This window comes from Streptomyces sp. NPDC104367, from assembly GCF_055583825.1.
The window spans coordinates 1-22360 of sequence record NZ_JBVJND010000039.1 but is presented as its reverse complement, the minus strand read 5'-3'; the positions used below and the strand labels follow the sequence as shown (position 1 = coordinate 22360).

At 72.2% G+C, this 22360-nt stretch carries 20 protein-coding genes; 12 read left to right on the top strand and 8 right to left on the bottom strand.

The genetic code is table 11. The annotated features are described in order from the left end of the window. Positions 1-975 carry a phosphate ABC transporter permease subunit PstC gene (gene pstC, locus ACZ619_RS39060; protein WP_469609689.1) on the bottom strand — a complete coding sequence of 325 codons (975 nt, stop codon included), beginning with the start codon at positions 973-975 and terminating at the stop codon, positions 1-3. Between the two features lie 233 nt (positions 976-1208). Next, a complete protein-coding gene (locus ACZ619_RS39055) occupies positions 1209-1760 on the bottom strand; it encodes a hypothetical protein (RefSeq protein ID WP_469609686.1) in 552 nt (183 codons plus the stop codon). A 143-nt stretch (positions 1761-1903) separates the two neighbouring features. Between ACZ619_RS39055 and ACZ619_RS39050 the strand changes: the two genes are divergently transcribed. Beyond that, positions 1904-2968, top strand: coding sequence for a cytochrome c oxidase assembly protein (locus tag ACZ619_RS39050; protein WP_469609683.1), 1065 nt, complete (start codon positions 1904-1906; stop codon positions 2966-2968). Positions 2969-2985: 17 nt separating this feature from the next. Here the strand turns inward: ACZ619_RS39050 and ACZ619_RS39045 are convergent, their stop codons facing one another. Next, complete coding sequence (locus tag ACZ619_RS39045; RefSeq protein WP_469609680.1) at positions 2986-3405, bottom strand: TOBE domain-containing protein; 420 nt, start codon at positions 3403-3405, stop codon at positions 2986-2988. A 237-nt stretch (positions 3406-3642) separates the two neighbouring features. Between ACZ619_RS39045 and ACZ619_RS39040 the strand changes: the two genes are divergently transcribed. Continuing rightward, positions 3643-5382 carry a dolichyl-phosphate-mannose--protein mannosyltransferase gene (locus ACZ619_RS39040; RefSeq protein ID WP_469609677.1) on the top strand — a complete coding sequence of 580 codons (1740 nt, stop codon included), beginning with the start codon at positions 3643-3645 and terminating at the stop codon, positions 5380-5382. An 87-nt stretch (positions 5383-5469) separates the two neighbouring features. On the opposite strand, the gene ACZ619_RS39035 is transcribed toward ACZ619_RS39040, so the two are convergent. Further along, positions 5470-6141, bottom strand: coding sequence for a hypothetical protein (locus ACZ619_RS39035; RefSeq protein ID WP_469609674.1), 672 nt, complete (start codon positions 6139-6141; stop codon positions 5470-5472). 302 nt (positions 6142-6443) lie between these two features. Between ACZ619_RS39035 and hemL the strand changes: the two genes are divergently transcribed. The 8 genes from hemL to ACZ619_RS38995 all read left to right on the top strand — a co-directional run bounded on the left by hemL (position 6444) and on the right by ACZ619_RS38995 (position 14568). Continuing rightward, complete coding sequence (gene hemL / locus ACZ619_RS39030) at positions 6444-7772, top strand: glutamate-1-semialdehyde 2,1-aminomutase (protein WP_469609673.1); 1329 nt, start codon at positions 6444-6446, stop codon at positions 7770-7772. Further along, entirely contained in the window at positions 7769-8461 is a 693-nt protein-coding gene (locus tag ACZ619_RS39025; RefSeq protein WP_469609670.1) for a histidine phosphatase family protein, read from the top strand. The genes hemL and ACZ619_RS39025 overlap by 4 nt, the downstream gene beginning before the upstream one ends. A 153-nt stretch (positions 8462-8614) precedes the next feature. After that, positions 8615-9886 (top strand): polysaccharide deacetylase family protein, encoded by a 1272-nt coding sequence (locus tag ACZ619_RS39020; RefSeq protein ID WP_469609667.1) that lies wholly within the window; start codon positions 8615-8617, stop codon positions 9884-9886. 66 nt (positions 9887-9952) lie between these two features. Next, positions 9953-10543, top strand: coding sequence for a TlpA family protein disulfide reductase (locus tag ACZ619_RS39015; RefSeq protein ID WP_469609664.1), 591 nt, complete (start codon positions 9953-9955; stop codon positions 10541-10543). A gap of 1 nt (position 10544) precedes the next feature. Further along, entirely contained in the window at positions 10545-11318 is a 774-nt protein-coding gene (locus ACZ619_RS39010) for a cytochrome c biogenesis CcdA family protein (protein ID WP_469609662.1), read from the top strand. Positions 11319-11321: 3 nt separating this feature from the next. After that, positions 11322-13028 (top strand): cytochrome c biogenesis protein ResB, encoded by a 1707-nt coding sequence (resB, locus tag ACZ619_RS39005; protein WP_469609659.1) that lies wholly within the window; start codon positions 11322-11324, stop codon positions 13026-13028. Continuing rightward, on the top strand, positions 13025-14119 hold the full coding sequence (ccsB, locus tag ACZ619_RS39000; RefSeq protein WP_469609656.1) for a c-type cytochrome biogenesis protein CcsB: 1095 nt from the start codon (positions 13025-13027) through the stop codon (positions 14117-14119). The genes resB and ccsB overlap by 4 nt, the downstream gene beginning before the upstream one ends. Before the next feature lie 56 nt (positions 14120-14175). Continuing rightward, complete coding sequence (locus tag ACZ619_RS38995) at positions 14176-14568, top strand: SRPBCC family protein (RefSeq protein ID WP_469609654.1); 393 nt, start codon at positions 14176-14178, stop codon at positions 14566-14568. A gap of 1 nt (position 14569) precedes the next feature. Here ACZ619_RS38995 and ACZ619_RS38990 read toward each other — a convergent pair whose 3' ends face one another. The 4 genes from ACZ619_RS38990 to ACZ619_RS38975 form a co-directional block, all read right to left on the bottom strand. After that, positions 14570-16120 (bottom strand): type 1 periplasmic-binding domain-containing protein, encoded by a 1551-nt coding sequence (locus tag ACZ619_RS38990; RefSeq protein ID WP_469609652.1) that lies wholly within the window; start codon positions 16118-16120, stop codon positions 14570-14572. After that, positions 16120-18207, bottom strand: a complete 2088-nt coding sequence (locus tag ACZ619_RS38985) for a hypothetical protein (protein WP_469609650.1) — start codon at positions 18205-18207, stop codon at positions 16120-16122. Before ACZ619_RS38985 ends, ACZ619_RS38990 begins: the two co-directional genes overlap by 1 nt. A gap of 94 nt (positions 18208-18301) precedes the next feature. Further along, a complete protein-coding gene (locus tag ACZ619_RS38980; RefSeq protein WP_469609647.1) occupies positions 18302-19285 on the bottom strand; it encodes an isopenicillin N synthase family dioxygenase in 984 nt (327 codons plus the stop codon). Then, positions 19278-19736, bottom strand: coding sequence for a nucleoside deaminase (locus tag ACZ619_RS38975; RefSeq protein WP_469609645.1), 459 nt, complete (start codon positions 19734-19736; stop codon positions 19278-19280). The genes ACZ619_RS38980 and ACZ619_RS38975 overlap by 8 nt, the downstream gene beginning before the upstream one ends. A 111-nt stretch (positions 19737-19847) precedes the next feature. Here ACZ619_RS38975 and ACZ619_RS38970 point away from each other — a divergent pair, with 111 nt between their 5' ends. After that, positions 19848-21164 carry a PucR family transcriptional regulator gene (locus ACZ619_RS38970; protein WP_469609642.1) on the top strand — a complete coding sequence of 439 codons (1317 nt, stop codon included), beginning with the start codon at positions 19848-19850 and terminating at the stop codon, positions 21162-21164. Positions 21165-21294: 130 nt separating this feature from the next. Beyond that, entirely contained in the window at positions 21295-22269 is a 975-nt protein-coding gene (locus tag ACZ619_RS38965; protein WP_469609639.1) for a magnesium transporter CorA family protein, read from the top strand. Positions 22270-22360 lie beyond the last annotated feature (91 nt).

Below are 22360 nucleotides of genomic sequence, written 5' to 3'. Positions count from 1 at the left end.
CTACGCCTCGCTCTGCGCGCCGGACCGTGACCGGGCCACGATCGAGGAGGCGGTGAAGTTGACCGCCAGGGTGAGCAGGAAGAGCGCCAGGCCCGCGGCCATGAGCGCCGACATGCCGAAGGTGGAGGCATCGCCGTAGTGCAGGGCGATCAGGGAGGAGACGGAGTTCGAGCCGGTCTGGAGGATGTGCGGCTGGATCACGAAGACCGGCGAGATGATCATGTAGATGGCGATCGTCTCGCCCATCGCCCGGCCGAGCCCCAGCATCGTGCCGCCGATGATGCCGCCCATGCCGTAGGGCAGCACGACCGCCCGGATCATGCCCCAGCGGGTGGCGCCGAGCGCGTACGCGCCCTCGCGCTCACCGGCCGGTGCCTGCGCGAACACCTCGCGCATCACCGAGCACTGGATCGGCGCGACCATCAGGGCGACGACGATCCCGGCGACGAACGCGGACGCGGTGTAGACGCTGGTGGAGGCGAGCGGCTCGCCCGGCTGGGTGCCGTCCACCTTGAACACGGGGATCCAGCCGAACCAGTCGGAGAGCCAGCGGGAGAGCCCGATGACGTGCTGCTGGAAGAAGAACAGTCCCCACAGGCCGTAGACCACGGACGGCACGGCGGCCATCAGGTCGACCATGGTGACGAGCGTGCGGCGCAGCGGCCGGGGGGCCACGTCGGAGATGAACAGGGCGGTGCCGACGGCCAGCGGGACGCTGATGGTGACGGCGACGGCGGCGATGAGCAGGGTGCCGGTGAGCACGGCCGCGATGCCGAACCGGTGGACGTCCGGCTGCCATTCGGCGGTGGTGAGGAAGTCCCAGACCCCCCGGGCCCGCAGCGCCTGCCCGGCCCGCAGGAGCAGGAACAGTCCCACGGCGGCCATGACGGCGAGGACGACGACACCGGTGGCCGTCAACTGGTACCGGAAGACCCGGTCCCCGAGCCCACGGGCGGCGGACTGCCGCCTGGGCACGGGTCTTTCGGGCTCCGGACCTGCGGAACCCTCGAGCGCGGACACCACAGTGCCCCCCCTATACGGAAACGGTTTCTCCCCACGCGGCTCCGAATGGGGTGCCGCGCCCGAGAGTCAATGGCCGGTTCCTTGCGCTCCCACGCGTCAGAAGTGGAGGACGTGTGAACAGTGCATGTCATTCCAGTGGGGGAGATGTGGGCAGCTGTGCGCCGGAGGGGCGGACGGGGCGGGCCTCAGCAGCCGGTGGCGGTCGGGACGAACTCCAGCCGGGCGTGGTGGTCGGTGCCGACGGCCTCGTCGTAGGTGGTGCGAGGGACCTGGTACCAGACGTCGTCCCGGTTCCGGTCGCCGTTCACGTGGTCGAGCCGCACGCACCACTCCTCGGGCCGGACGGTCCTGCGGTACGTCTCGGTGCCGCGGTGGACCTTGGTGCAGGACCGGTGGCGCTCGGTGGTGTACCAGGTGCGCGTCCTGCGCCGGGTGCCGGTGCCGCTGGTGGAGGTGTGCCGGACCCGGCGGGTGGCGGTGGAGCACGTGCGCACCAGGTGCGGCCGGGTCGCCCGGGTGGTCTTCGCGGCGACGTGCCGGAGCGTGTCCTTCAGCCCGAAGACCGTGTCATCGCCGCTTCCGCCCCCACTCCCACCGGCGGCACCGCTGCCACCGGTGCTGCCGCTCCCGCCGGCAGCACCGCCCCCGCCGGTGGTGTCGCTCCCGCCGGAGCAGGCGCCGAGTCCGGTGATCAGGAAAGCGACCGTCACGGTCATGGCCAGTCGTCTGGCGAACATGTTCCCCCACTTTGCCGTCATGTCGGTGATCGGCCCGATTGTGCACCGGAACCCCCTGCACCGGAGCGGGGCGGGACGGGTATAGCGTCGCGCGGGGGACCGGCCCGGCCCGTTTCGTCCCGTGATCGAGGAGGACGTCCCGTATGAAGGAGCTGACGGCGGTTCGGCTGCTGACCAGCTGGCAGCCGGACGTACCCGCGCTGCTGCTGGTCCTGGCCCTGGGCGCGCTCTACGGCTGGGGCGTGCGGCGGCTGCGCCGCGCCGGCCGGTCCTGGTCGCCGGCCCGGACCGCCGCCTTCGGGCTGCTCGGCCTCGGCTCGCTGGTCGTCGCGACGATGTCCGCCCTCGCGGTCTACGACCGCGTCCTGTTCTGGCCCGCCGCCGTCCAGAACATCCTGCTCGACCTGGTGGCCCCGCTGGGCCTGGCCCTGGGCGACCCGCTGCGGCTCGCGGTGGAGGCGCTGCCGGAGCGCGCGGCGGCGCGGGTCCGCCGGGCGATGACCGGACGCGTGCTCCGCCTGCTGACCTTCCCCCTGGTCAGCACGGCCCTGGTGCTCGCCACCGAGCTGGCAATCTACTTCACCCCGTACTTCGCGACCGCCCTGCGCGTGGGCTGGCTGCACGAGCTGATGTACCTGCACCTGCTGGTCGCGGGCTGCCTGTTCGTCGTACCGGTGCTGACGGGCGAGGAGACCCTGCCGGCCTGGTGCACCCATCCGGTGCGGGCGGCCCTGGTCTTCGTGGACGGGGTGATCGACGCGGTCCCGGGCCTGGTCGTGATGACGCACGGCACGCTGATCGCGGGTGCCTGGTATCTGCACCACCACCCGTCCTGGTCCCCCGACGTCCGTCACGACCAGCAGCTCGGCGGCGGCGCGATGCTGAGCATCGCCGAACTGGTCGCCCTGCCCTTCCTGCTGACGGTCCTCTTCCAGTGGGCGCGGGCGGAACGCGTCCAGACCGCGGCCCTGGACCGCCGCCTGGACGAGCAGGCGGCCGCCGCCGCGGCGGTGCCCGTTCCCGCCCAGGCCGCCCAGACCGCCCCGGCCGCCCGGACCGCCCCGGCCCCCTCGGTCCCGGCCGCCGCCACCCCGGCCGCCGCCACCCCGTCCGCCGCCACCCCGTCCGCCGAACGCGTCCGCCCCTGGTGGGAGACGGAGGAGAACGAGGTGGCGACGAGGATCAGGCGGCAGCACGGGGAGCGGTGAGCGGCCGTACGGCCCCGTCACACCGAAGCGAGCGACACCTCGGTCGACTTGATCAGGGCCACGACCGGTGAACCGGCCGTCAGGCCGAGGTCGGTCACCGCGTCCCTGGTGATCGCGGCCGTCAGCTCGCCCCCGTCGACGGCGACCTTCACGGTGGCCATCGCCCCGCCGGTCGCGACGTCGCTCACCGTGCCGGGCAGCTGGTTGCGGATGGAGACGCCCTCCACCCGGCCGGTGGCGAGCGCGACCTCGGTGGACTTCACCATCGCCCGTACGGCCGAACCCTCGGCGAGGCCCAGCTCCTTGACCGCCTCCAGCGTGATCGCGGCGGTGAGGTCCTGGCCGCCGTCCAGGCGCACCTTCACGGTCGCCATCACCGCGCCCGGGGTGACGGCGGTGACGGTGCCGGGAATCTGGTTGCGGATGCTCAGGCTCATGACGGGCCGCCTCACGGAGAAGGAAAAAGTCGGTATTGCCGGTATTTGTACCGGCTGTGACTCCATAAGTTAGCCGGTCCCGCGGCACCTGGCGCGACCCCCGTCGCATCCGCCACCTGCGCGTTCGTACGGCCCTCGCACATCGGAGGGGACGGCGGGAACAGGGGAGCCGGTGCGGTCGTCCTACCGGTCGACGGGGCGTCCGGTGCACGAGTGGCGCCCGGGAGAGGTCATCCAGTGACGAGTAGTAACCCGAGCGGCCTCCCGGTCGTCGACGACAGCCGTGCGCCTACGACGGCCGACGGCCGGCGGCGGCTGCCGCGGGCGCCGTGGCCGCGCCGGTCCGGACCGGACGGAGGCGCCCCGGCCGGCGTCCGCGAGAGCCTGGTGCCGCCGTTCCCCGAGCCGCCGTACCGGCTGTGGGCCCTGCTCCGGCTGCCACCGGCGGCGGCCCGCCGACTCGCGCGGGCGACGGGCTGGCTGGGACCGGTGCTCGTCGCCGTCCTGGCGGGCGCGATCCGTTTCTGGCACCTGGGCCGGCCGCGGCAGATCGTCTTCGACGAGACCTACTACGCCAAGGACGCCTGGTCGCTGCTGCGGCTCGGATACGAGGGCAGCTGGCCGGACCGCACGGTCGCCGACCCGCAGATCCTGGCCCACCCGCAGGTCGTCCCGCTCTCCGGGCAGGGCTCCTTCGTCGCGCATCCGCCGACCGGCAAGTGGGTGATCGCCCTCGGCGAGTGGATGTTCGGCCTCACCCCGTTCGGCTGGCGCTTCATGACGGCGCTGCTGGGCACCGTGTCGGTCCTGATGCTGTGCCGGATCGGACGGCGGCTGTTCCGGTCCACCTTCCTGGGCTGCCTGGCCGGCGCGCTGCTGGCGGTCGACGGACTGCACGTGGTGATGAGCCGGACCGCCCTGCTGGACCTCGTCGTGACGGTGTTCGCGCTGGCCGCGTTCGGCGCCCTGCTGATCGACCGGGACCGGGCCCGTGCCCGGCTCGCGGCGGCGCTGCCGACCGGTGCCGACGGCCGGGTCCGTCCGGACGCCGGGACCGGCGACCGCGCCCGCACGGGGTGGCGGCCCTGGCGGCTCGCGGCCGGTCTCTTCCTGGGCCTGGCCGCCTCCACCAAGTGGAACGGCCTGTACTTCCTGGCCTTCTTCATGGTCCTGACCCTGCTCTGGGACGTCGGCGCCCGCCGGGTGACCGGGGCCCGCCACCCCTACCGGGCCGTGCTCCGCCGGGACCTCGGCCCCTCGGTGCTCTCCCTCGCCCCGGTCGCCGCCGTCACGTATCTGACGACCTGGACCGGCTGGTTCCTGTCCGACGACGGCTGGGGCCGCCACTGGGCGGACGGCCGCGGCGGCACCTGGTCGTGGATACCGGCCCCGCTGCGCAGCCTGTGGCACTACGAGTACCTCGTCTACCAGTTCAACGTGGGGCTGCACACTCCCCACAAGTACCAGTCGAATCCCTGGAGCTGGCTGGTCCTCGGCCGCCCCGTGCTCTTCTCCTACGACTCGCCGGAACCCGGCACGGACGGCTGCCACTCCGCGTCCGCCTGCTCCCGCACGGTCCTGGCCCTCGGCACCCCGGCCCTGTGGTGGGCGGCCTGCGGCGCTCTGCTCTACCTGCTCTACCGCTGGGCGCTGCGCCGCGACTGGCGGGCCGGCGCGGTCCTGTGCGCGGTGGGCGCCGGCTATCTGCCCTGGTTCCTGTACCAGGACCGCACGGTCTTCTCCTTCTACGCGGTCGTCTTCGTGCCGTACCTCTGCCTGGCCGTGGCGATGACGGTCGGGGCGATGGCGGGCCCGCCGGGGGCGACCGAACGGCGCCGGATCCGGGGCGCGGTGGCCGCGGGCGTCCTGGTCCTGCTCATCGCCTGGAACTTCGTCTACTTCTTCCCGCTCTACACCGGGCAGACCATCCCGTACTCCGCCTGGCAGGCCCGGATGTGGCTGGACACCTGGGTCTGAGGGCGCCGGCCGGTCACCGGGAATCCCGGGAGCCGACGAGAAAGGGCGGGGCTCCCAAGCCCCGCCCGAATCCTGCGCCGATGCCGCTCACGGCCACACGAGGCAGTACGGCTGGTGCCCCGCCTCGTGCAGGCGGTGGCTGAAGTCCTGCCACTCGTGCAGGAGTTGGTACACGTTGAACGCGTCGCGCGGGCCGCCGCGGTCCGGGACCGTGGACCAGATGAAGGCCGCGGCGCCGACCGCCTCCTCGCCTATCCCGCGCAGCGGGTCGACGACCGTCATGGGGAGCTTCACCACGGCGTAGTCCGGGTGCAGCACGACCAGTTCCAGCGGCGGAACCTTGTGCAGAGGCACGCCCTCGATGCCCGTCAGCACCATCGCGGCCATCGTCTCCGGCTTGATCTTGGTGAACATGCCGTTCATGCCGAGCTCGTCGCCGCCGAGTTCCTCGGGACGCATCGAGATCGGGACGCGGGCCGCGGTCGCGCCGTCCGGTGCGCCGAAGTATTTGTACGTCACCCCCACCCGACCACCATTCCTGCTCCCGCTCTCGGGACGGTCGATGTCGCGATCGATCCGCCGGCCCCTCTGGTCCCACTGATCGATACGTCGCTCGCGCCGCTCGGACTCACTCGGTACGCCTTGTTCCTGACGTGCTGCTTCGGCTTCTTCCTCCGCGTCGCGTCGGTGCCTTCCCCGCCGGGCACGTCGAGGACCCAGGTCGTCAGTCCCCTCGCCCAGTCCGCCACCGCGATGCATATCTCCACCCGACTGCTTTTCTAGGACGCGTGGCCCCCGCCGCGCAACCCGATCATCGTGTCAGTGACCTCCCCCGCGGCCGCCCGCCGAAACGTGCGTCGAAACATCGGTCCGCAGGATCCTTACAGCCCTCGACCACGTGCAGGCCGGATGAGCTGCGTGTATCGGATCACAGTCTCGCAGATGCCCCGCCCCCCGACCGGCGTCCACGCTCCTCCACTGCGAGCGCACCGCCCTCCTCCGCCTACCCTGAGGAGGTCACCAGGCAACCGGAGTCCGAGAAGGCGGAGAAGTCGCACGTCATGAGTGCTCAGAGCGAAACGCCCTATCCCTACGACGCGCCCGTCTCGCAGGCGCTCTTCGACCGCGCCTCCGCCGTCACCCCCGGCGGTGTGAACTCCCCGGTGCGCGCCTTCCGCGCCGTCGGCGGCACGCCCCGCTTCATGGTGTCGGGCAAGGGCGCGTACCTGACCGACGCGGACGGGCGTGAGTACGTCGACCTCGTCTGCTCGTGGGGGCCGATGATCCTCGGTCATTCGCACCCCGAGGTCATCGCCGCCGTCCAGGAGGCGGTCTCCCGCGGTACCTCCTTCGGTACGCCCGGCGAGGGCGAGGTCGCCCTCGCGGAGGAGATGGTCGCCCGCATCGGGCCCCTGGAGCAGGTGCGGCTCGTCAGCAGCGGGACCGAGGCCACCATGAGCGCCATCCGGCTCGCCCGCGGCTTCACCCGCCGCACCAAGGTGATCAAGTTCGCCGGGTGCTACCACGGGCACGTCGACTCCCTGCTCGCGGCGGCCGGCAGCGGCGTCGCCACCTTCGCGCTGCCCGACACCCCGGGTGTCACCGGTGCGCAGGCCGGGGACACGATCGTGCTGCCGTACAACGACCTCGAAGCCGTGCAGGAGGCCTTCCACCGGCACCCGGGCGAGATCGCCTGCGTGATCACCGAGGCCTCGCCGGGGAACATGGGCGTCGTGCCGCCCGGGCCCGGCTTCAACCAGGGCCTCAAGAACGCCTGCCGGGAGAACGGCGCGCTCTACATCTCCGACGAGGTCATGACCGGCTTCCGGACCAGCCGGGCCGGATGGTTCGGGATCGACGGGGTCGTGCCCGACCTGATGACCTTCGGGAAGGTGATGGGCGGCGGGTTCCCCGCCGCCGCCTTCGGCGGCCGGGCGGACGTCATGGCGCACCTCGCGCCCGCCGGCCCCGTCTACCAGGCCGGCACCCTCTCCGGGAACCCGGTCGCCACCGCCGCCGGGCTCGCCCAGCTGCGGCTGCTCGACGACGCGGCCTACGAGAAGGTCGACGCCGTGTCCGCGCAGATCCAGGCACTGGTCGGCGAGGCGCTGAGCAAGGAGGGCGTCGCGCACCAGGTGCAGACCGCCTCCAACATGTTCTCCGTCTTCTTCACCAACCGCCCGGTGCGCACCTACGAGGACGCGCGGGGCCAGGAGTCGTTCCGGTTCACCGCCTTCTTCCACTCCCTCCTCTCCGACGGCGTCTACCTGCCGCCGTCGTCCTTCGAGTCCTGGTTCGTGTCCACGGCCCACGACGAGCGGGCCATCCAGAAGATCGCCGACGCCCTCCCGGCGGCGGCCCGAGCGGCCGCGGAGGCCACGGCAGCATGAGCGAGCAGACCGAGCGGCGGGACATCACCGTCGTGCATGTGATGCGGCACGGCGAGGTCGCCAACCCGGACGGGGTGCTCTACGGGCGGCTCCCCGGCTACCACCTCTCCGAGCTCGGCCGGCAGATGGCCGACCGGGTCGCCGAGCACCTCGCGTCCCGGGACGTCACCCATGTCGTCGCCTCCCCGCTGGAGCGCGCGCAGGAGACCGCGACCCCGATCGCCAAGGCGCACGGGCTCGATCTCGCCACCGACGAGCGGCTCATCGAGGCCGAGAACATCTTCCAGGGCAAGACCTTCGGGGTCGGCGACGGGGCGCTGAAGAAGCCCGCGAACTGGAAGTACCTCGTCAACCCGTTCAAGCCGTCCTGGGGCGAGCCGTACGTCGACCAGGTCGTCCGGATGAAGGGCGCGCTGGACACCGCCCGGGACCGGGCGCGCGGTCACGAGGCCGTGCTGGTCAGCCACCAGCTGCCGATCTGGATCCTGCGCTCGTACGTCGAGAAGCGCCGGCTCTGGCACGACCCGCGCAGGCGGCAGTGCACCCTCGCCTCCCTGACGACGTTCACGTACCAGGGGGACAGGATCGTTTCCGTGGGCTACAGCGAGCCCGCCGTCGACCTCGTCCCGGCCCACCTGCGCGCCGGTGCCAAGCCGGTGAAGGGGAAGGACAAGGCGTTCGGCGCCTGATCCCCGAATGGCCCGAATGGTCCGAGTGATCTGCGCCACTTCAACCGCGTATGACATTTTTTGGCGTGAAATCTCCGGGAAGTGACGGAACCTGATCGTTCGTCGCGCCCTCTGAGTGGGTGACCACCAGAGGACGTGACGAATCGGGGAACCATGGGGATCATCACGCGCAGGGGCATGCTCGGCGTCGGCGCGGGCGCCACGGCCGGACTGGCCCTCGGGCTCGCCGGCTGCGGTGCGGACACCGGTTCCGACGGCGCGACCCGGGCCGGCGGTTCCACCGCGCGGGCGTCGGGGAAGCCGTCCGCGAAGCCGACGCCCAACGCCCGCCCCCTCGGCGACGGCTCCACCTCCGTCACCGGCAAACAGCCGCGCCAGCCCGCCGCCCCCGAGCCGCTGGAGCCGGGACAGACCCCGCCGCAGTTCGTGATCTTCTCCTGGGACGGCGCGGGCGAGGTCGGCAACGGCCTCTTCCCGCGCTTCCTGGACCTCGCCGCGGAGCACGGCGCGTCGATGACCTTCTTCCTCTCGGGGCTGTATCTCCTGCCCGAGTCGAAGAAGCGGCTCTACGACCCGCCGAACAACCCGCGCGGCGCCTCCGACATCGGCTACCTCACCGACGAGCACGTCAGGGCGACCCTGACCAACGTCCGGCGGGCCTGGCTGGAGGGCCACGAGATAGGCACCCACTTCAACGGGCACTTCTGCGGCGGCCACGGCACCGTCGGCAACTGGACCCCCAAGCAGTGGCGCAGCGAGATAGACCAGGCCAAGGCGTTCGTGAAGCAGTGGCGGACCAACACCGGCTGGACCGACCTGCCCTCCCTGCCCTTCGACTACGACAAGGAGCTGGTCGGCGGCCGCACCCCCTGTCTGCTCGGCCAGGACAACCTGCTGCCCACCGCCCGCGAGCTGGGCTGGCGCTACGACGCCTCCTCGCCCGGCGGCCGCCAGGTGTGGCCCGGCCGGAAGCTGGGCGTGTGGGACCTGCCCCTTCAGCAGATACCGTTCCCGGGGCGCTCCTTCGAGGTCCTCTCCATGGACTACAACATGCTCGCCAACCAGTCGGTCAACTCGACGAAGGCCCCGGCCCACAACTACCCGGGCTGGCGACAGCAGTCCGCACAGGCGTACATAGCGGGATTCGAGCGGGCGTACACGACGAACCGGGCGCCGTTCTTCATAGGCAACCACTTCGAGCAGTGGAACGGCGGCATCTACATGGACGCCGTCGAGACGGCCTTCAAGCACATCGCCCGGGAGAAGGAAAAGGGCGCCGACGTCCGGCTGGTCTCCTTCCGGCAGTTCGTGGACTGGCTGGACGTGCAGCGGCCCGAGGCGCTGGAGCGGCTGCGCACGCTGGACGTGGGGCAGCGGCCGGCCGGCGGCTGGAAGGGCTTCCTCAGGCAGGGAACCCCGGCCTGAGCGGGGGCGTTCCCGGACCGAGGGGGGTGCGCAAGATCCCCAGAACGGGCATGCGAAACTTTTCACATGAGTACCCGTAGCCGCGCCGTCATGCTGGGCGCCATGGCCGCAGCGGCGGCCCTGACCCTGTCCGCGTGCGGCAACGGCGGCACCTCCGGCGGAGGCGGCAACACCAACTTCGTCACCGGCAAGGACGGCATCGACACGGTCGCCGAGGGCCACCGCGCGGCGGCCCCCGACCTGTCCGGGAAGACCATCGACGACGGGACGCTGGACGTCGCGAGCTACCGGGGCAAGGTCGTCGTCATCAACGTCTGGGGCTCCTGGTGCAGCCCGTGCCGCGCCGAGGCGCCCTACTTCGCCTCCGTCTCCAAGGCCTACGCGAGCAAGGGCGTCCAGTTCGTCGGCATCAACACGCGCGACACCAGCACCGGTTCCGCGGTCGCCTTCGAGAAACAGAACGACATCGACTACCCGAGCCTGTACGACCCGACGGGCAAGCTGATGCTCCGCTTCAAGAAGGGCACGCTCAACCCGCAGGCCATCCCCTCCACCCTGGTCCTCGACCGGAAGGGGAACGTCGCGGCGCGCTCGCTGGCGGCGCTCAGCGAGGAGAACCTGGTCAAGATGATCAAGCCGGTCCTCGCGGAGAAGTGACGTGAGCGCACTCCTCACGCTCGCGGCGGAGACGGGCAAGAACGAGACGGTCTTCAGCGGAGCCCTGCTGATCGCCCTGCCGGTCGCGTTGCTCGGCGGGCTCGTCTCCTTCTTCTCCCCGTGCGTGCTGCCCCTCGTGCCCGGTTACCTGTCCTATGTGACGGGGGTCGCCGGGACCGACCTGGCCGAGGCCCGGCGGGGCCGGATGGTGGCCGGAGCCTCCCTCTTCGTCCTCGGCTTCACCGCCGTGTTCGTCTCCGGCGGGGCGCTGTTCGGCTACTTCGGCCAGACCCTCCAGGAGCAGTCCGGCACCCTCGGCAAGGTGCTCGGCGTCCTGATGATCGCCATGGGCGTGTTCTTCATGGGCCTGATGCCCTGGTTCACCCAGCGCGAGTTCCGCTTCCACCGGCGGCCGGTGACCGGTCTGATAGGGGCACCGGTACTCGGCGCGCTGTTCGGCATCGGCTGGACCCCCTGCATCGGTCCGACCCTGGCCTCCGTCACCGCGCTCTCCTTCAACCAGGCGAGCGCGGGCCGGGGCGCCGTGCTGACGGTCGCCTACTGCCTGGGCCTCGGCGTGCCCTTCGTGCTCGCCGCTGTCGCCTTCCGCAAGGCGCTCGGCGCCTTCGGCTGGGTCAAGCGCCACTATGTCTGGGTGATGCGCATCGGCGGCACGATGATGATCGTGACCGGTGTGCTGCTGCTGACCGGGGCGTGGGACAGCCTCGTGCAGGAGATGCAGGGCTGGTCCAACGGCTTCACTGTGGGGATCTGATCGATGAGCAAGACCGAAACCGGCAACGGCGAGCAGGACCTCGGAGCGGCTTCCTCCCAGCTCTCCACCGCCCCCGTCGAGGAGCCGCCGATCGTCCCCGGCCTCGGGGTGGTCGGCTGGGCCCGCTGGTTCTGGCGGCAGCTGACCTCGATGCGGGTCGCGCTGCTGCTGCTCCTGCTGCTGTCGCTGGGCGCGATCCCCGGCTCGCTGATCCCGCAGAGCGGCGCCGACATCAGCAAGGTCGACGACTTCCGCAAGGCCCACAAGACGCTGTCGCCGGTCTACGACAAGCTCGGCCTGTTCCACGTCTACAGCTCGGTGTGGTTCTCGGCGATCTACATCCTGCTCTTCGTCTCCCTCATCGGCTGCATCATCCCCCGCGCCTGGCAGTTCGTGGGCCAGCTGCGCGGCCGCCCGCCGGGCGCCCCCAAGCGGCTCGACCGCCTCCCCGCGTACACGACCTGGCGGACGGCCGCGGCGCCCGAGGAGGTCCGCGAGGCCGCCCTGAAGCTGCTGAAGAAGCGGCACTTCCGCTCGCACCTCGCCGGGAACGCGGTGGCCGCCGAGAAGGGCTACGTCCGCGAGTTCGGCAACCTGGTCTTCCACATCGCGCTGATCGTGCTGCTGGTCGCCTTCGCCTCCGGCCAGATGTACAAGTCGGACGGCACCAAGCTGGTCGTCGAGGGCGACGGCTTCGCCAACTCGATCCTCCAGTACGACGACTTCAAGTCCGGCTCGATGTTCAGCACCGACGACCTGGTGCCGTTCAGCTTCGACCTGAAGAACTTCTCCGCCAGCTACCAGACCAGCGGCCCCAGCAAGGGCACGGCGGTCTCCTTCAAGGCCGACATCGACTACAGCGAGGGGGCCTACGGCAAGTCGAAGCGGACCACCGTCAAGGTCAACGAGCCGCTGAGGATCGGCGACGCCAAGGTCTACCTCGTCAGCCACGGCTACGCGCCCGTCATCACCGTCCGCGACAGCAAGGGCAAGGTCGTCTACCGCGACGCCGTCCCGCTGCTGCCGCTCGACGGCAACATCACCTCCCAGGGCGTGGTGAAGGTGATGGACGGCTACGAGATTGCCAAGGGCGTCAGCGAGCAGCTCGGCATCTCCCTCTTCTTCCTGCCGACGTACGCCGGCGGCACCTCGGTGCTCTCCAGCTTCCCGGCGCTGGACAACCCGGTGCTGAACCTGACGCCGTACCACGGTGACCTCGGCGTCGATTCCGGCATCCCGCAGAGCGTGTACCAGCTGGACAAGTCCCACATGAAGGAGTTCAAGGACTCCAAGGGGGCGCAGTTCCGCGACAACCTCAAGCCCGGCCAGACCATGCAGCTGCCGAACGGCGCCGGCTCCGTGACGTTCGAGAAGGGCGTCAAGGAATGGGCCGGCTTCGAGATCGTGCAGGAGCCCGGCGGCGGCTGGGCGCTGGCCGGCGCGATCGCCGCGATCTTCGGCCTGGCCGCCTCGCTCTTCATCCAGCGCCGTCGTGTGTGGGTGCGCGCGGTGCAGGGCCCCGACGGCGTCACCGTCGTCGAGATGGCCGGCCTGGGCCGCAGCGAGTCCGCGAAGGTGCCCGAGGAACTGGGCGACCTCGCGGGAATCCTCTACGACCAGGCACCAGGGCCCCCCGCCCCCGCCGACGCCGACCCCGCAGAATCCCCCGACCCCGAAGTCGTACCTGCCGAAGGGGCTGAGAAGCGATGACTTCCGCCGCCGCAACGACCCTCGCCGCGACCAACGAGCATCTGGCGAGCATGAGCAACACGCTCGTCTACTCCTCGATGGCCGTCTACACGCTGGCGTTCTTCGCCTACATCTTCGAGTGGCTGCTCGGCTCCCGCAGCCGGGTCGCGCGCACCGCCAGCGCGCTGACGAACAAGCCGGCGGCGAGGACGGCGCCCGCCGTCACGGTCAAGAAGGCCGGCGGCACCGCCGTACTGGAGCGCCCGCAGGTCGTCGTGCGGTCCGCGGCCGGCTCGCGGGACGTCCCGGACGGCCCCGGCGCCCACGGCGGCGACGAGCAGGGCGACCTCTACGGCCGGATCGCGATCTCCCTCACGGTCCTCGCCTTCCTGGTGGAGCTGGCGGGCGTGATCGCCCGCGCGGCCTCCGTGCAGCGGGCGCCGTGGGGCAACATGTACGAGTTCAACATCACGTTCTCCACCGTCGCCGTCGGCGTCTACCTGACGCTGCTGGCCCTGCGGAAGAACGTCCGCTGGCTCGGCCTGTTCCTGATCACCACGGTCCTGCTGGACCTCGGCCTCGCGGTCACCGTCCTCTACACGGCGAGCGAGCCGCTGGTCCCGGCCCTGCACTCGTACTGGCTCTACATCCACGTCTCGACGGCGATCTTCTGCGGCGCGGTCTTCTACGTGGGCGCGGTGGGCACGATCCTCTACCTCTTCAAGGACGCCTACGAGAGCAAGCTGGAGAACGGCGGCAAGCCGGGCAGCTTCGCCACGTCCGTGCTGGAGCGGCTGCCCGCCTCGGCCTCCCTGGACAAGTTCGCCTACCGGGTCAACGCGGCCGTCTTCCCGCTGTGGACCTTCACGATCATCGCGGGCGCGATCTGGGCCGGCAGCGCCTGGGGCCGCTACTGGAACTGGGACCCCAAGGAGACCTGGTCCTTCATCACCTGGGTCGCCTACGCCTGCTACCTGCACGCCCGCGCCACCGCCGGCTGGAAGGGCCGCAAGGCCGCCTACCTGGCGATGATCGCCTTCGGCTGCTGGCTGTTCAACTACTACGGCGTCAACATCTTCGTCACCGGCAAGCACTCGTACGCGGGCGTCTGACCGGCGCCGAGCGCCCGTGGGGTGCGGATCGCGGTGGCCGGGGTCACGCTGGTGTCATGAGCGGTTCCGTCGAACAGGGCATCAGCCAGACCCACGGGAACACGCACATCATCCACTTCCTGGTCCGCCTCCCGACCCCGATGGGCCAGGTCTGGCCGAGCCTGTCCACCCCGGAGGGGCTGGCCGCCTGGTTCACCCCGGTCGACGTGCTGCAACCGAGGATGGGCGGCACGGTCACCCTCGGCGACCTGGGCACCGGCAACGTGACGGCCTGGGACGTGGACCGGGTCGCGGAGTACACGGTCTCCCCGGGCGGCAGGGTCCGCTTCCATCTGGAACGGGACGGCGAGGGCGGCTGCGTGCTGCGCTTCACCCACGAGTTCCGGGGCGAGCGGGAGACGGAACAGGCCTGGCGCACCAGATTCGAACGCCTGATCGAGGGATTCTAGGTCAGGCGGGCGGCAGGCACTCCGCGCTCGGCGGCTTGCCCTCCGGCCACGCGAGGGCCAGGAACCGCGACGCGCCCCCCGCGCCCAGCTCCACGATCGGCACCGCCTTGTCGTAGGGGTTCCCGTGCACGTCGAGGCAGATCCACCCGCTCGCCCCGTCCACCCGCAGCGACCCCTTCACCTGGGGCCACTGCAGGCCCACGTCCGCCAGGGTCGGCACCGACCTCCCCTCCGGCACCGCCTCGCGGATGCCGTGCACCGTGAGCCGCATCGCGTCGTACGCGATGATCAGCTGTCCGTCCTCCAGCGCCACCGACCCGATCGGCCCCACCGGCTTCCTCAGCGCCTTCTCCAGCAGCTCCTTCAGCGTCCGCGCGTCGGCCGCCGACCCCCCGGTCCGCGGGCTGCCCGCGCCCCACGCGTCCGGGTGGGCGAGAGCGGTGTAGCGGACCGACAGCGTGGGCCCGAGGGCGTCCTTGGCCAGGCGCTTCTCCCCTGCCAGGTACGAGCCCTCGTCGCCGGTCAGCACCGTGAACTTGCGGTCCCGGCAGCCCCGGTCGGCCATCGCGTTGATGAACTGCCGCAGCTGCGTGTGGCGTCCGGCGAACAGGATCGTGTCGACCGGCCGCTTCGTGTCGCAGATCGTGTTGGTGATGTGCTGGAACGTGTTCGCCGTCGTCCCCTCCTGGCTGCGGTCGGCCGGCGGCGTGAACGTCCAGTCCCCGTAAAGCGACGATCCCTTGATCAGCGTGGCGAACGACTTCTGGAGGGTCCGGGTGTACGGGTCGCCCGGCTTGTCGTACACCAGCACCGCCCGGTCCGCGCCGACCTTGGCGAAGGAGGCGAGGGCGCGGGCCTCGTCGGTGTTGGTGGGGGAGACCCGGGCCAGGCCGGGGTAGGGGTCCTTGCCGTCCTGCCCGTTGGCCAGGTCGTCCGCCGTGATCGAGGACCCCACCACCGGAATCCCCAGCCGGGTCAGCTCCTTGACGGCCTTCTTGTTGTCGTCGGTGCTCTGCCCCACCCCCGCGACGGCCCGCAGCCGGTCCGGGCCGCCGGTCATCCCGGCCAGCTGCGTGACCATCCGCTGCCAGTACTGGCTGGTCGCCCCGGGGTTGGCCAGCACCAGCCGGATCGCCGGGACCTCCCCGTTGGACTCGTGGTTGGCCTGGTACTGGGCCAGGTAGGCGCCCTGGAGCTCGTGCTGGATGTCGGCGACGCTCGCCGCGGCCGTCGCGGTGTACGGCAGCATCACCGCCACCGTCACATAACTCCCGGACTTCAGCCGGGCGTTCTCCCTGGCGATCGCCCTGACCGTGGCCCGCAGCTCCGGATGCCCGAAGTCGTAGGCGCCCGTCGCCACGCCCACGCACTCGTCGGTGCCCTCGGGCCGGGCCACGCCGGGCGCGCAGGAGCGGTCGTCGTGCGCGATCACACGGACCCCGACGACCAGAGCGGCGACCAGACCGGCCGCCACCAGCAGGGCGAGATAGCGGCGCAGCGGGATCTCCCAGACGCCCTCACGCAGCCACCTGCCCACGCCCCGCCCCGCCATCACGCCACCCCGCTCCGCTCGTCGTCGCCCTCGTCGTCGTCCGGATCGGCCGGCGGCCGCCCGGCGAGCACAGCCGCCGGCCACTCCCGGGAGGCCCGCCACAGCAGCGCGTTGCCGGCCGGCCGCAGGTTGGACAGCTGCTCCAGCTCGAAGCGCATCCGGTCGGCCACCTTCGGGTCGGGCAGCACCAGCGGGTCGGAGAGCTGCCACACCGCGTGCAGCAACCGCCGTACCCGCAGGTGCAGTACGGCCACGCCGTCCGGCAGCTCCAGACGGGCGTCGGTGCGGCCCAGGGCCACCGCCGTACGCCGGTCGCCGTGGCCGGTGAAGTCGCGGCCCTCGGCGTCGTGGGCGTGGAAGTAGGGCGCGGAGGCGATGAAGCGCAGGGCGCGCAGCCAGTCCCGGGTGTCCAGGAGCGCGAAGGTGTCGCGCAGGTGCACGACCGCCGACTCGGTCCTGCCGAGGGCCAGTTGGTGGTGCAGCCGGAAGGGGGCGAGGCGGTCGGTGCCGAGGTGCTCCGCGTAGTGCGCGATCAGCGTCTCGTGGGCGGTGCGCCAGCCGCCGTGGTCGGCGTCCCGCAGATGCAGCCGCAGCAGCAGGAGCGTGCGCACGAAGGGGTCGCCGACGAACTGGCCGGGCACGGCGGGCAGTCCCTCCCGCAGCAGCCGGGCCTGCAGCCCGCGGACGTCGGCCGGGCCGAAGTCGTCCGGCAGCAGCGCGGCGGCCAGCGCGCACGCCGAGTCGTGGTCGTGGGCGGTGGCGAGCACGGTCAGCTCGTCGAGACTCCCCTCGGGGACCAGCCGGTCCAGGAGCTGGAGGTAGGCGGGGGCGGCCGGGCCGTCCTCGGCCCGCCGTACGCCGGCGGTGAGCAGGTCGCCGAGCGACCCGGTCCGGTCCGGGTTCTGCTCCGCGGCCTCGGCGAGCACCGCGACGCCCAGCGGATTGCCGCCGGTCAGCCGGTGCACGGCCTGCGGGAGCCGGGGCGCGCCCGTGGTGTCGACGAGGTGCAGGGTGTCGTCGGGGGAGAGCGGCGGCAGGGCCACCAGCAGCGCCCGCGAGGACGGCACCGCCGCCTCCGGCGTCCAGCCGGTGCGCCGGGCGACCTCGGCCAGCTCCCGCCGGACACCGCCCCGCAGCAGTTCGCGGCCGTCGCCGCGGGCCCCGGCGACGAACGCCACCTGGTCGGCGACGCCGTCGGAGCGGTCCCGCAGGACGGCGTCCAGCAGGCCGGGGCCGGGGCCGGTCTGCGCGTTGTCGACGAGGACCAGCGGGCGGCCCAGGCGCCGCATGCGCGGCAGCACGCCCGCGTACGCCTCCGTGAGGTCGGCGAGCAGGGCCCGCACCAGATACCGCTCGGCGTGGCCGCGGCTGGTGCCGCCGGCCCGGAAGTGCCCGGAGAGCAGGATCAGCCCGCGCTGGGCGTGGCCGCCCGCGTTGGGATACGTCCGGTACCAGACCGACGCCTTCTGGTGCCGGCGGCTGGAGAAGCCCTCGGCCACCGACTCCAGGGTGGCCTCGATGGCCCCGGACACCAGCGGCCCGGTGCCGGTGGCGGCGGCGACGACCTTCGCGGCCACCTTCCCGGCCCACCGCCCGGCGAAGCCGCTGATCCACGAGCCGCTCTCGTTCAGCAGCAGGATGCGCTCCACCTCGCGCCGGATGCGTTCGGCCTCCGCGTCGCCCCAGCCCCCGGCGGCCACCGCCACCAGCCCGGACATCAGCCGGGGGAAGGTGATCCGCCCGGCCCCGGTCACCGGCTCGGCCAGCTGCTCGGCCACGACCAGCAGCGCCTGTGCGAGGGGCGACCAGGACTCGGGCGGCCGCTCGGCGGGCGGCGCCGTGAACTGCGGCTCCGCACAGTCGATCAGCGCGACCGGGGTGTGCCCCTTGTAGGCGTCCCGCAGCTCCCGCAGCACCGCGCTCCGGCCGGCCCCCCGCGCCCCGGTCAGCACGACGAACGGCAGCTCACCGGGGTGCTCGAAGGGATGCACGCGGTGCTGGTACGGCCGTAACCCGACGAGCCTCGGTACGAGCCCGGCCGGCTCGACGTCGAACAGCGCTCCTCGCCCGTGCAACCGTCTGTGCAAGGCAGTCCCCCCTCGACGCAAGTGTAGGAAGGGGGAGTTGCTCCGGGCCAGATCGGGTGATGACTGTTGGGTCACGAATCCTGACGCTGTGAGATCACCCGACGGTGATGGAGTCGAGCTTGGCGCGCAGATACACGTGGGAGTCGACCGGCGGGTAGGCGACCCGCCCGACCGGCGCCGGCACGGACTCCACGGTGGTGCCCGGGGTGCACTCGCCGAAGTAGACGAGGGACATCAGCTCCTCGGCGGGGGCGTCGGCGGGCGGCGGGAGCACCCGGTGGCGGCCGGAGCGCCAGCGGTCGCCGGTCCAGCGGGCCATCAGGTCACCGATGTTGACGGTGAAGGCCTCCGGGTCGAAGGGCGCGTCCTCCCAGCCGCCGTCGTCGGTGAAGACCTGGAGGCCGCCCTTGCCGGCCTGCCGGTCCAGGATGGTCACCGTCCCGAAGTCGGTGTGCGGGCCGATCCGGAACTGCCCCGGCTCGGGCTCGCCGATGACGTCCGTGCCCGGGTACCAGTTGATGTTGAAGCCGTACGTCGGACGGTCCATGTGCCGGCTGAAGAAGTCCCGTTCGAGCCCGAGCGCGTACCCCAGCAGGGACAGCAGCTCCTTCTCCAGCTCCGCCATCCGCTCCAGGTACTCCTCGCAGAGCGTGCGCAGCTCGGGGATCTCGGCCGGCCACACGTTGGGTGCGTACCACTCGGCGTTGACCACCGGGTCCTCGAAGGGCTCGTGGGTCGCGAAGGTCAGCGACTCCTTCAGGTCCGGCGGGGTCTCGGTGCCCTCGGAGTAGCCGTTGGCCTCCGCCTTCGGGCCCAGCCACCCCCGCCCGCCGACCTTCGCCTCGTAGGCCGCCTTCGCCTCGGCGGGCAGCGCGAAGAACGCGCGGGCGGCCGCCCGTACCGCGGCGCGCAGCTCCGGGGCGACCCCGTGCCCGGTGACGAGCAGGAAACCGGCGGTCCGCAGGGCTGCGTCGACGGTCCGGGCGATCTCCTGCCGGCCGGCCTCGTCGCCGTCCAGCCAGGGCCGCAGGTCGATGGTGGGGATACGGGGGCCGGGGCTGGCGCTCGTGCTATTCACCGATGTCCTCGTTCCACAGAGCCGGGTTGGTGTTGATGAAGTCGCGCATCAGCCCGACGCACTCCGGGTCGTCCAGCAGGACGATCTCCACCCCGTGCCCGGCGAGCCAGTCGTGGCCGCCGTGGAAGGTGGCCGCCTCGCCGATCACCACCCGTGAGATCCCGAACTGCCGCACCAGACCGGAGCAGTACCAGCAGGGCGACAGGGTGGTCACCATGGTGGTGCCCCGGTACGTCCGCTGCCGTCCCGCCGCCCGGAAGGCGGCCGTCTCCGCGTGCATGGACGGGTCGTCGTCCTGGACGCGCCGGTTGTGCCCGCGGCCGAGCGGCTCGCCGTCGGCGCCGTAGAGCGCGGCGCCGATGGGGATGCCTCCCTCGGCGAGCCCGGCGCGGGCCTCGGCGACTGCGGTGGCGAGCCAGGCGCGGGCCTGTGCCTGATCCAAAGGCTTCATGACTTCACTCTCCTGTGGCCGAAACACGAGGGCAACGTGCGGAAAGTACCCTCCGGGCAACCCGCGGCCGGACGAAATGTCCTGGCCCGTGTCCGTCCCCTGGAGGTCCCCGTGCCCGCACTCACCCTCCGCGAAGTCCTCTCCCTCGACCCGGTGTGCGCCGCCAGCCCCGAACTGCTCGCCGGGGAGGGCGCGTTGGACCGCCCGGTGCGCTGGGTGCACTCCAGCGAGGTCTACGAGGGCGCCAACTTCCTCGACGGCGGCGAACTCCTGCTCACCAACGGCTTCGGGCTGACCGGCGCCGGGGACGAGGTCCGGCGCCGGTACGTGCGGGAGCTGGCGGCCCGGGGCGCGGCCGGGCTCGCGGTGGAGGTCGGCAGGTCGCTGCCCAGCATGCCGACGGAGGTGACCGACGAGGCCCGCCGGCTCGGTCTGCCGCTGCTCGCCCTGCACCGGGTGGTGCCCTTCGTGCGGATCACGGAGGCCGCGAACCGGGCGATCGTGGCCCGGGGGCTGTCCGGGCGGTCGGTGGTGCGGCCCTGGGGCGACGACCACACGGCGGCCCTGCTGGCCGACCTGGCCGACGGCGCGGCGCTGAACCAGCCGGAGGTGGAGGCGCGGTCGGCGCTGGCCGGGTTCCATCCCGGTCCGGGGGCCCGGCTGATCGGGGTGTCGGTGCACGGCACGCGGGAGACCGGCGCGGTGGACCGGGCGGTACGGCTGCTGGGCGGCGCCGGGCTGATGCGGGCCGCGTTCCCCGGTGACGTCCTCGCCCTGATCGCCCTGCCGGGCGACGCCGGCCGGGGGAGCGCCGGCCGGGGCGGCAGGGGCGCGGGCCTCGGCGGGCCCGCCGTCCCGGGCGACCCGGTCCGCCTGGTCCAGGAGGCCTTCCGCGCGGCCGCCGCCCCCGGGCTCACCGTCGCCGTCGGGCACGCGGTCGACGCCGGCGGCGGCTGGCTGCACTGGAGCGGGACGCTGCGCGCGGCCCGGACGACCCTCGAACTCGCGCTGACCGTGCCGCCCGCCGAACCCGCCGCCCCCGAGGGCCCGTCGGTGACCTCCGCCCGCGCCCTCGCCCTGGAACGGGAGCTGACCCGGGGCGGGGTCGCCGCCAACCGGGAGCGCCTCGCCGCGCTCGTCCGGCACACCCTCGGCCCGCTGCTGGCCTGGGAGGCGGCCCACCCCAGCGACCTGGTCCGCACCCTGGAGGTGCACCTGCGCCACGGCTGTTCCCCGACCCGCACCGCCGCCCTGCTCCACATCGGCCGGCAGTCCCTCTACCAGCGTCTGGAGCGCATCGAGTCGCTCCTCGGTCTGGAGATCGGCGACCCGGACCTGCTCGGCGAACTCCTCACGGCGGCCTGCGCGCACCGGGTGGTACGGGGCATGACCACGACGGCGGCGGACAGCCTGCGCACGGTCGCCTGACCGGCGGGAACGGCCGGCCCTCACCCGTTCGGAGCCGTCGGGTGCGGCACACGAGGGGGTGCGGGTGCGGGGGGCCGGGGGTGCCCGCAGGCTGGAGCGGAGGAGGCGCGGCCGACCAGCGGTGAGGGCGATGATCGTAACGATGGTGTCGGTGCCGGAGGGGGACTCGATGCCGCTCTCCGTGGCGGAGGCGCGCCGCCGCCTCGCGCTGGACACGTTCGTGCTCCTCGTCGTCGAACTGCCCAAGGAGGCCGGCCGGGCGGAGGAGTCGGTGGCGCGCAGGCTCGGACTCGACGCCGAGAACCTGGACTGGTTCGGCCGGTGGGGCGAGTTGTCGCGGGCCGAGTTCCTCGGGGGCGTCGCCGCCCTGGTCGTGCCGGTGGTCCGGGACGCGGGCATCGCCCATGTGCACGTCCTGGCCGCCGAGCGCTACCTGGTCGTCGCCCACCACGACCGGCCGGTCCCGGCGGCGGACATCGCGCGGCACCTGCGGCAGGAGCGGCCCGCCAACGCCGTGGCGACGCTCTTCCTGCTGCTCCAGGAGGCGCTCGCGACCTTCCGGCGCGCGGCGGTGGACGCCCGGCTCAGGGTGGAGGAGCTGGAGGACGACATGTTCGAGGCGCGGCGCCCCCAGCAGATCTACCTGCTGTCCCAGCTGCGCCGCCGGGCCGCCCTGCTGCACCACTCGCTGCTGCCCTACCTCCAGGCGGTCGACGACGTGATCACCCGCCGGATGATGAGCGAGGAGTTCCCGCCCGAACGCCAGCGGCTGGCGCAGGAGTTCGAGCGGGCCGCGCGCGGCGTCCTGGCGGGCATCGAGTCCCTCCAGGAGGCCGCCCGCCGCGCGCTCGGCAGCTACTCCTCGCTGGTCGCCGGCGAACAGAACGGCGTCATCAACCGGCTGGCCATCGTCTCGGTGATCTTCCTGCCGCTGTCCTTCCTGACCGGGTTCTTCGGCATGAACTTCGAGTACCTGACCAACGAGCTGGAGAGCAGGATCGTCTTCTGGCTGCTCGCCGTCGGCCTCCAGACCGTCGTCGTCTTCGCCGCCGTCTACGTCCTGCACCGCACCCGGGTCTGGCGCCGCCTGCGCGACGAGGACTAGGTGTATTGCCCTGTGAGGTTGGGGACGCGGCTGGCGGGTGGTTTGCCTGCGAGCGCGGTGTGTCCGCGGTGGTGATTGTAGGTGTGCAGCC

Coding starts and splice junctions, on each gene's coding strand:
- ACZ619_RS39025 (WP_469609670.1), top strand. CDS start 7,769: ATGAGCGAGCAGACCGAGCGGCGGGACATCACCGTCGTGCATGTGATG.
- hemL (WP_469609673.1), top strand. CDS start 6,444: ATGAGTGCTCAGAGCGAAACGCCCTATCCCTACGACGCGCCCGTCTCG.
- ACZ619_RS39055 (WP_469609686.1), bottom strand. CDS start 1,760: ATGTTCGCCAGACGACTGGCCATGACCGTGACGGTCGCTTTCCTGATC.
- ACZ619_RS38965 (WP_469609639.1), top strand. CDS start 21,295: ATGATCGTAACGATGGTGTCGGTGCCGGAGGGGGACTCGATGCCGCTC.
- ACZ619_RS39035 (WP_469609674.1), bottom strand. CDS start 6,141: ATGCATCGCGGTGGCGGACTGGGCGAGGGGACTGACGACCTGGGTCCT.
- ACZ619_RS39015 (WP_469609664.1), top strand. CDS start 9,953: ATGAGTACCCGTAGCCGCGCCGTCATGCTGGGCGCCATGGCCGCAGCG.
- ACZ619_RS39020 (WP_469609667.1), top strand. CDS start 8,615: ATGGGGATCATCACGCGCAGGGGCATGCTCGGCGTCGGCGCGGGCGCC.
- ACZ619_RS38995 (WP_469609654.1), top strand. CDS start 14,176: ATGAGCGGTTCCGTCGAACAGGGCATCAGCCAGACCCACGGGAACACG.
- ACZ619_RS38990 (WP_469609652.1), bottom strand. CDS start 16,120: ATGGCGGGGCGGGGCGTGGGCAGGTGGCTGCGTGAGGGCGTCTGGGAG.
- ACZ619_RS39050 (WP_469609683.1), top strand. CDS start 1,904: ATGAAGGAGCTGACGGCGGTTCGGCTGCTGACCAGCTGGCAGCCGGAC.
- resB (WP_469609659.1), top strand. CDS start 11,322: ATGAGCAAGACCGAAACCGGCAACGGCGAGCAGGACCTCGGAGCGGCT.
- ACZ619_RS38975 (WP_469609645.1), bottom strand. CDS start 19,736: ATGAAGCCTTTGGATCAGGCACAGGCCCGCGCCTGGCTCGCCACCGCA.
- ACZ619_RS39045 (WP_469609680.1), bottom strand. CDS start 3,405: ATGAGCCTGAGCATCCGCAACCAGATTCCCGGCACCGTCACCGCCGTC.
- ccsB (WP_469609656.1), top strand. CDS start 13,025: ATGACTTCCGCCGCCGCAACGACCCTCGCCGCGACCAACGAGCATCTG.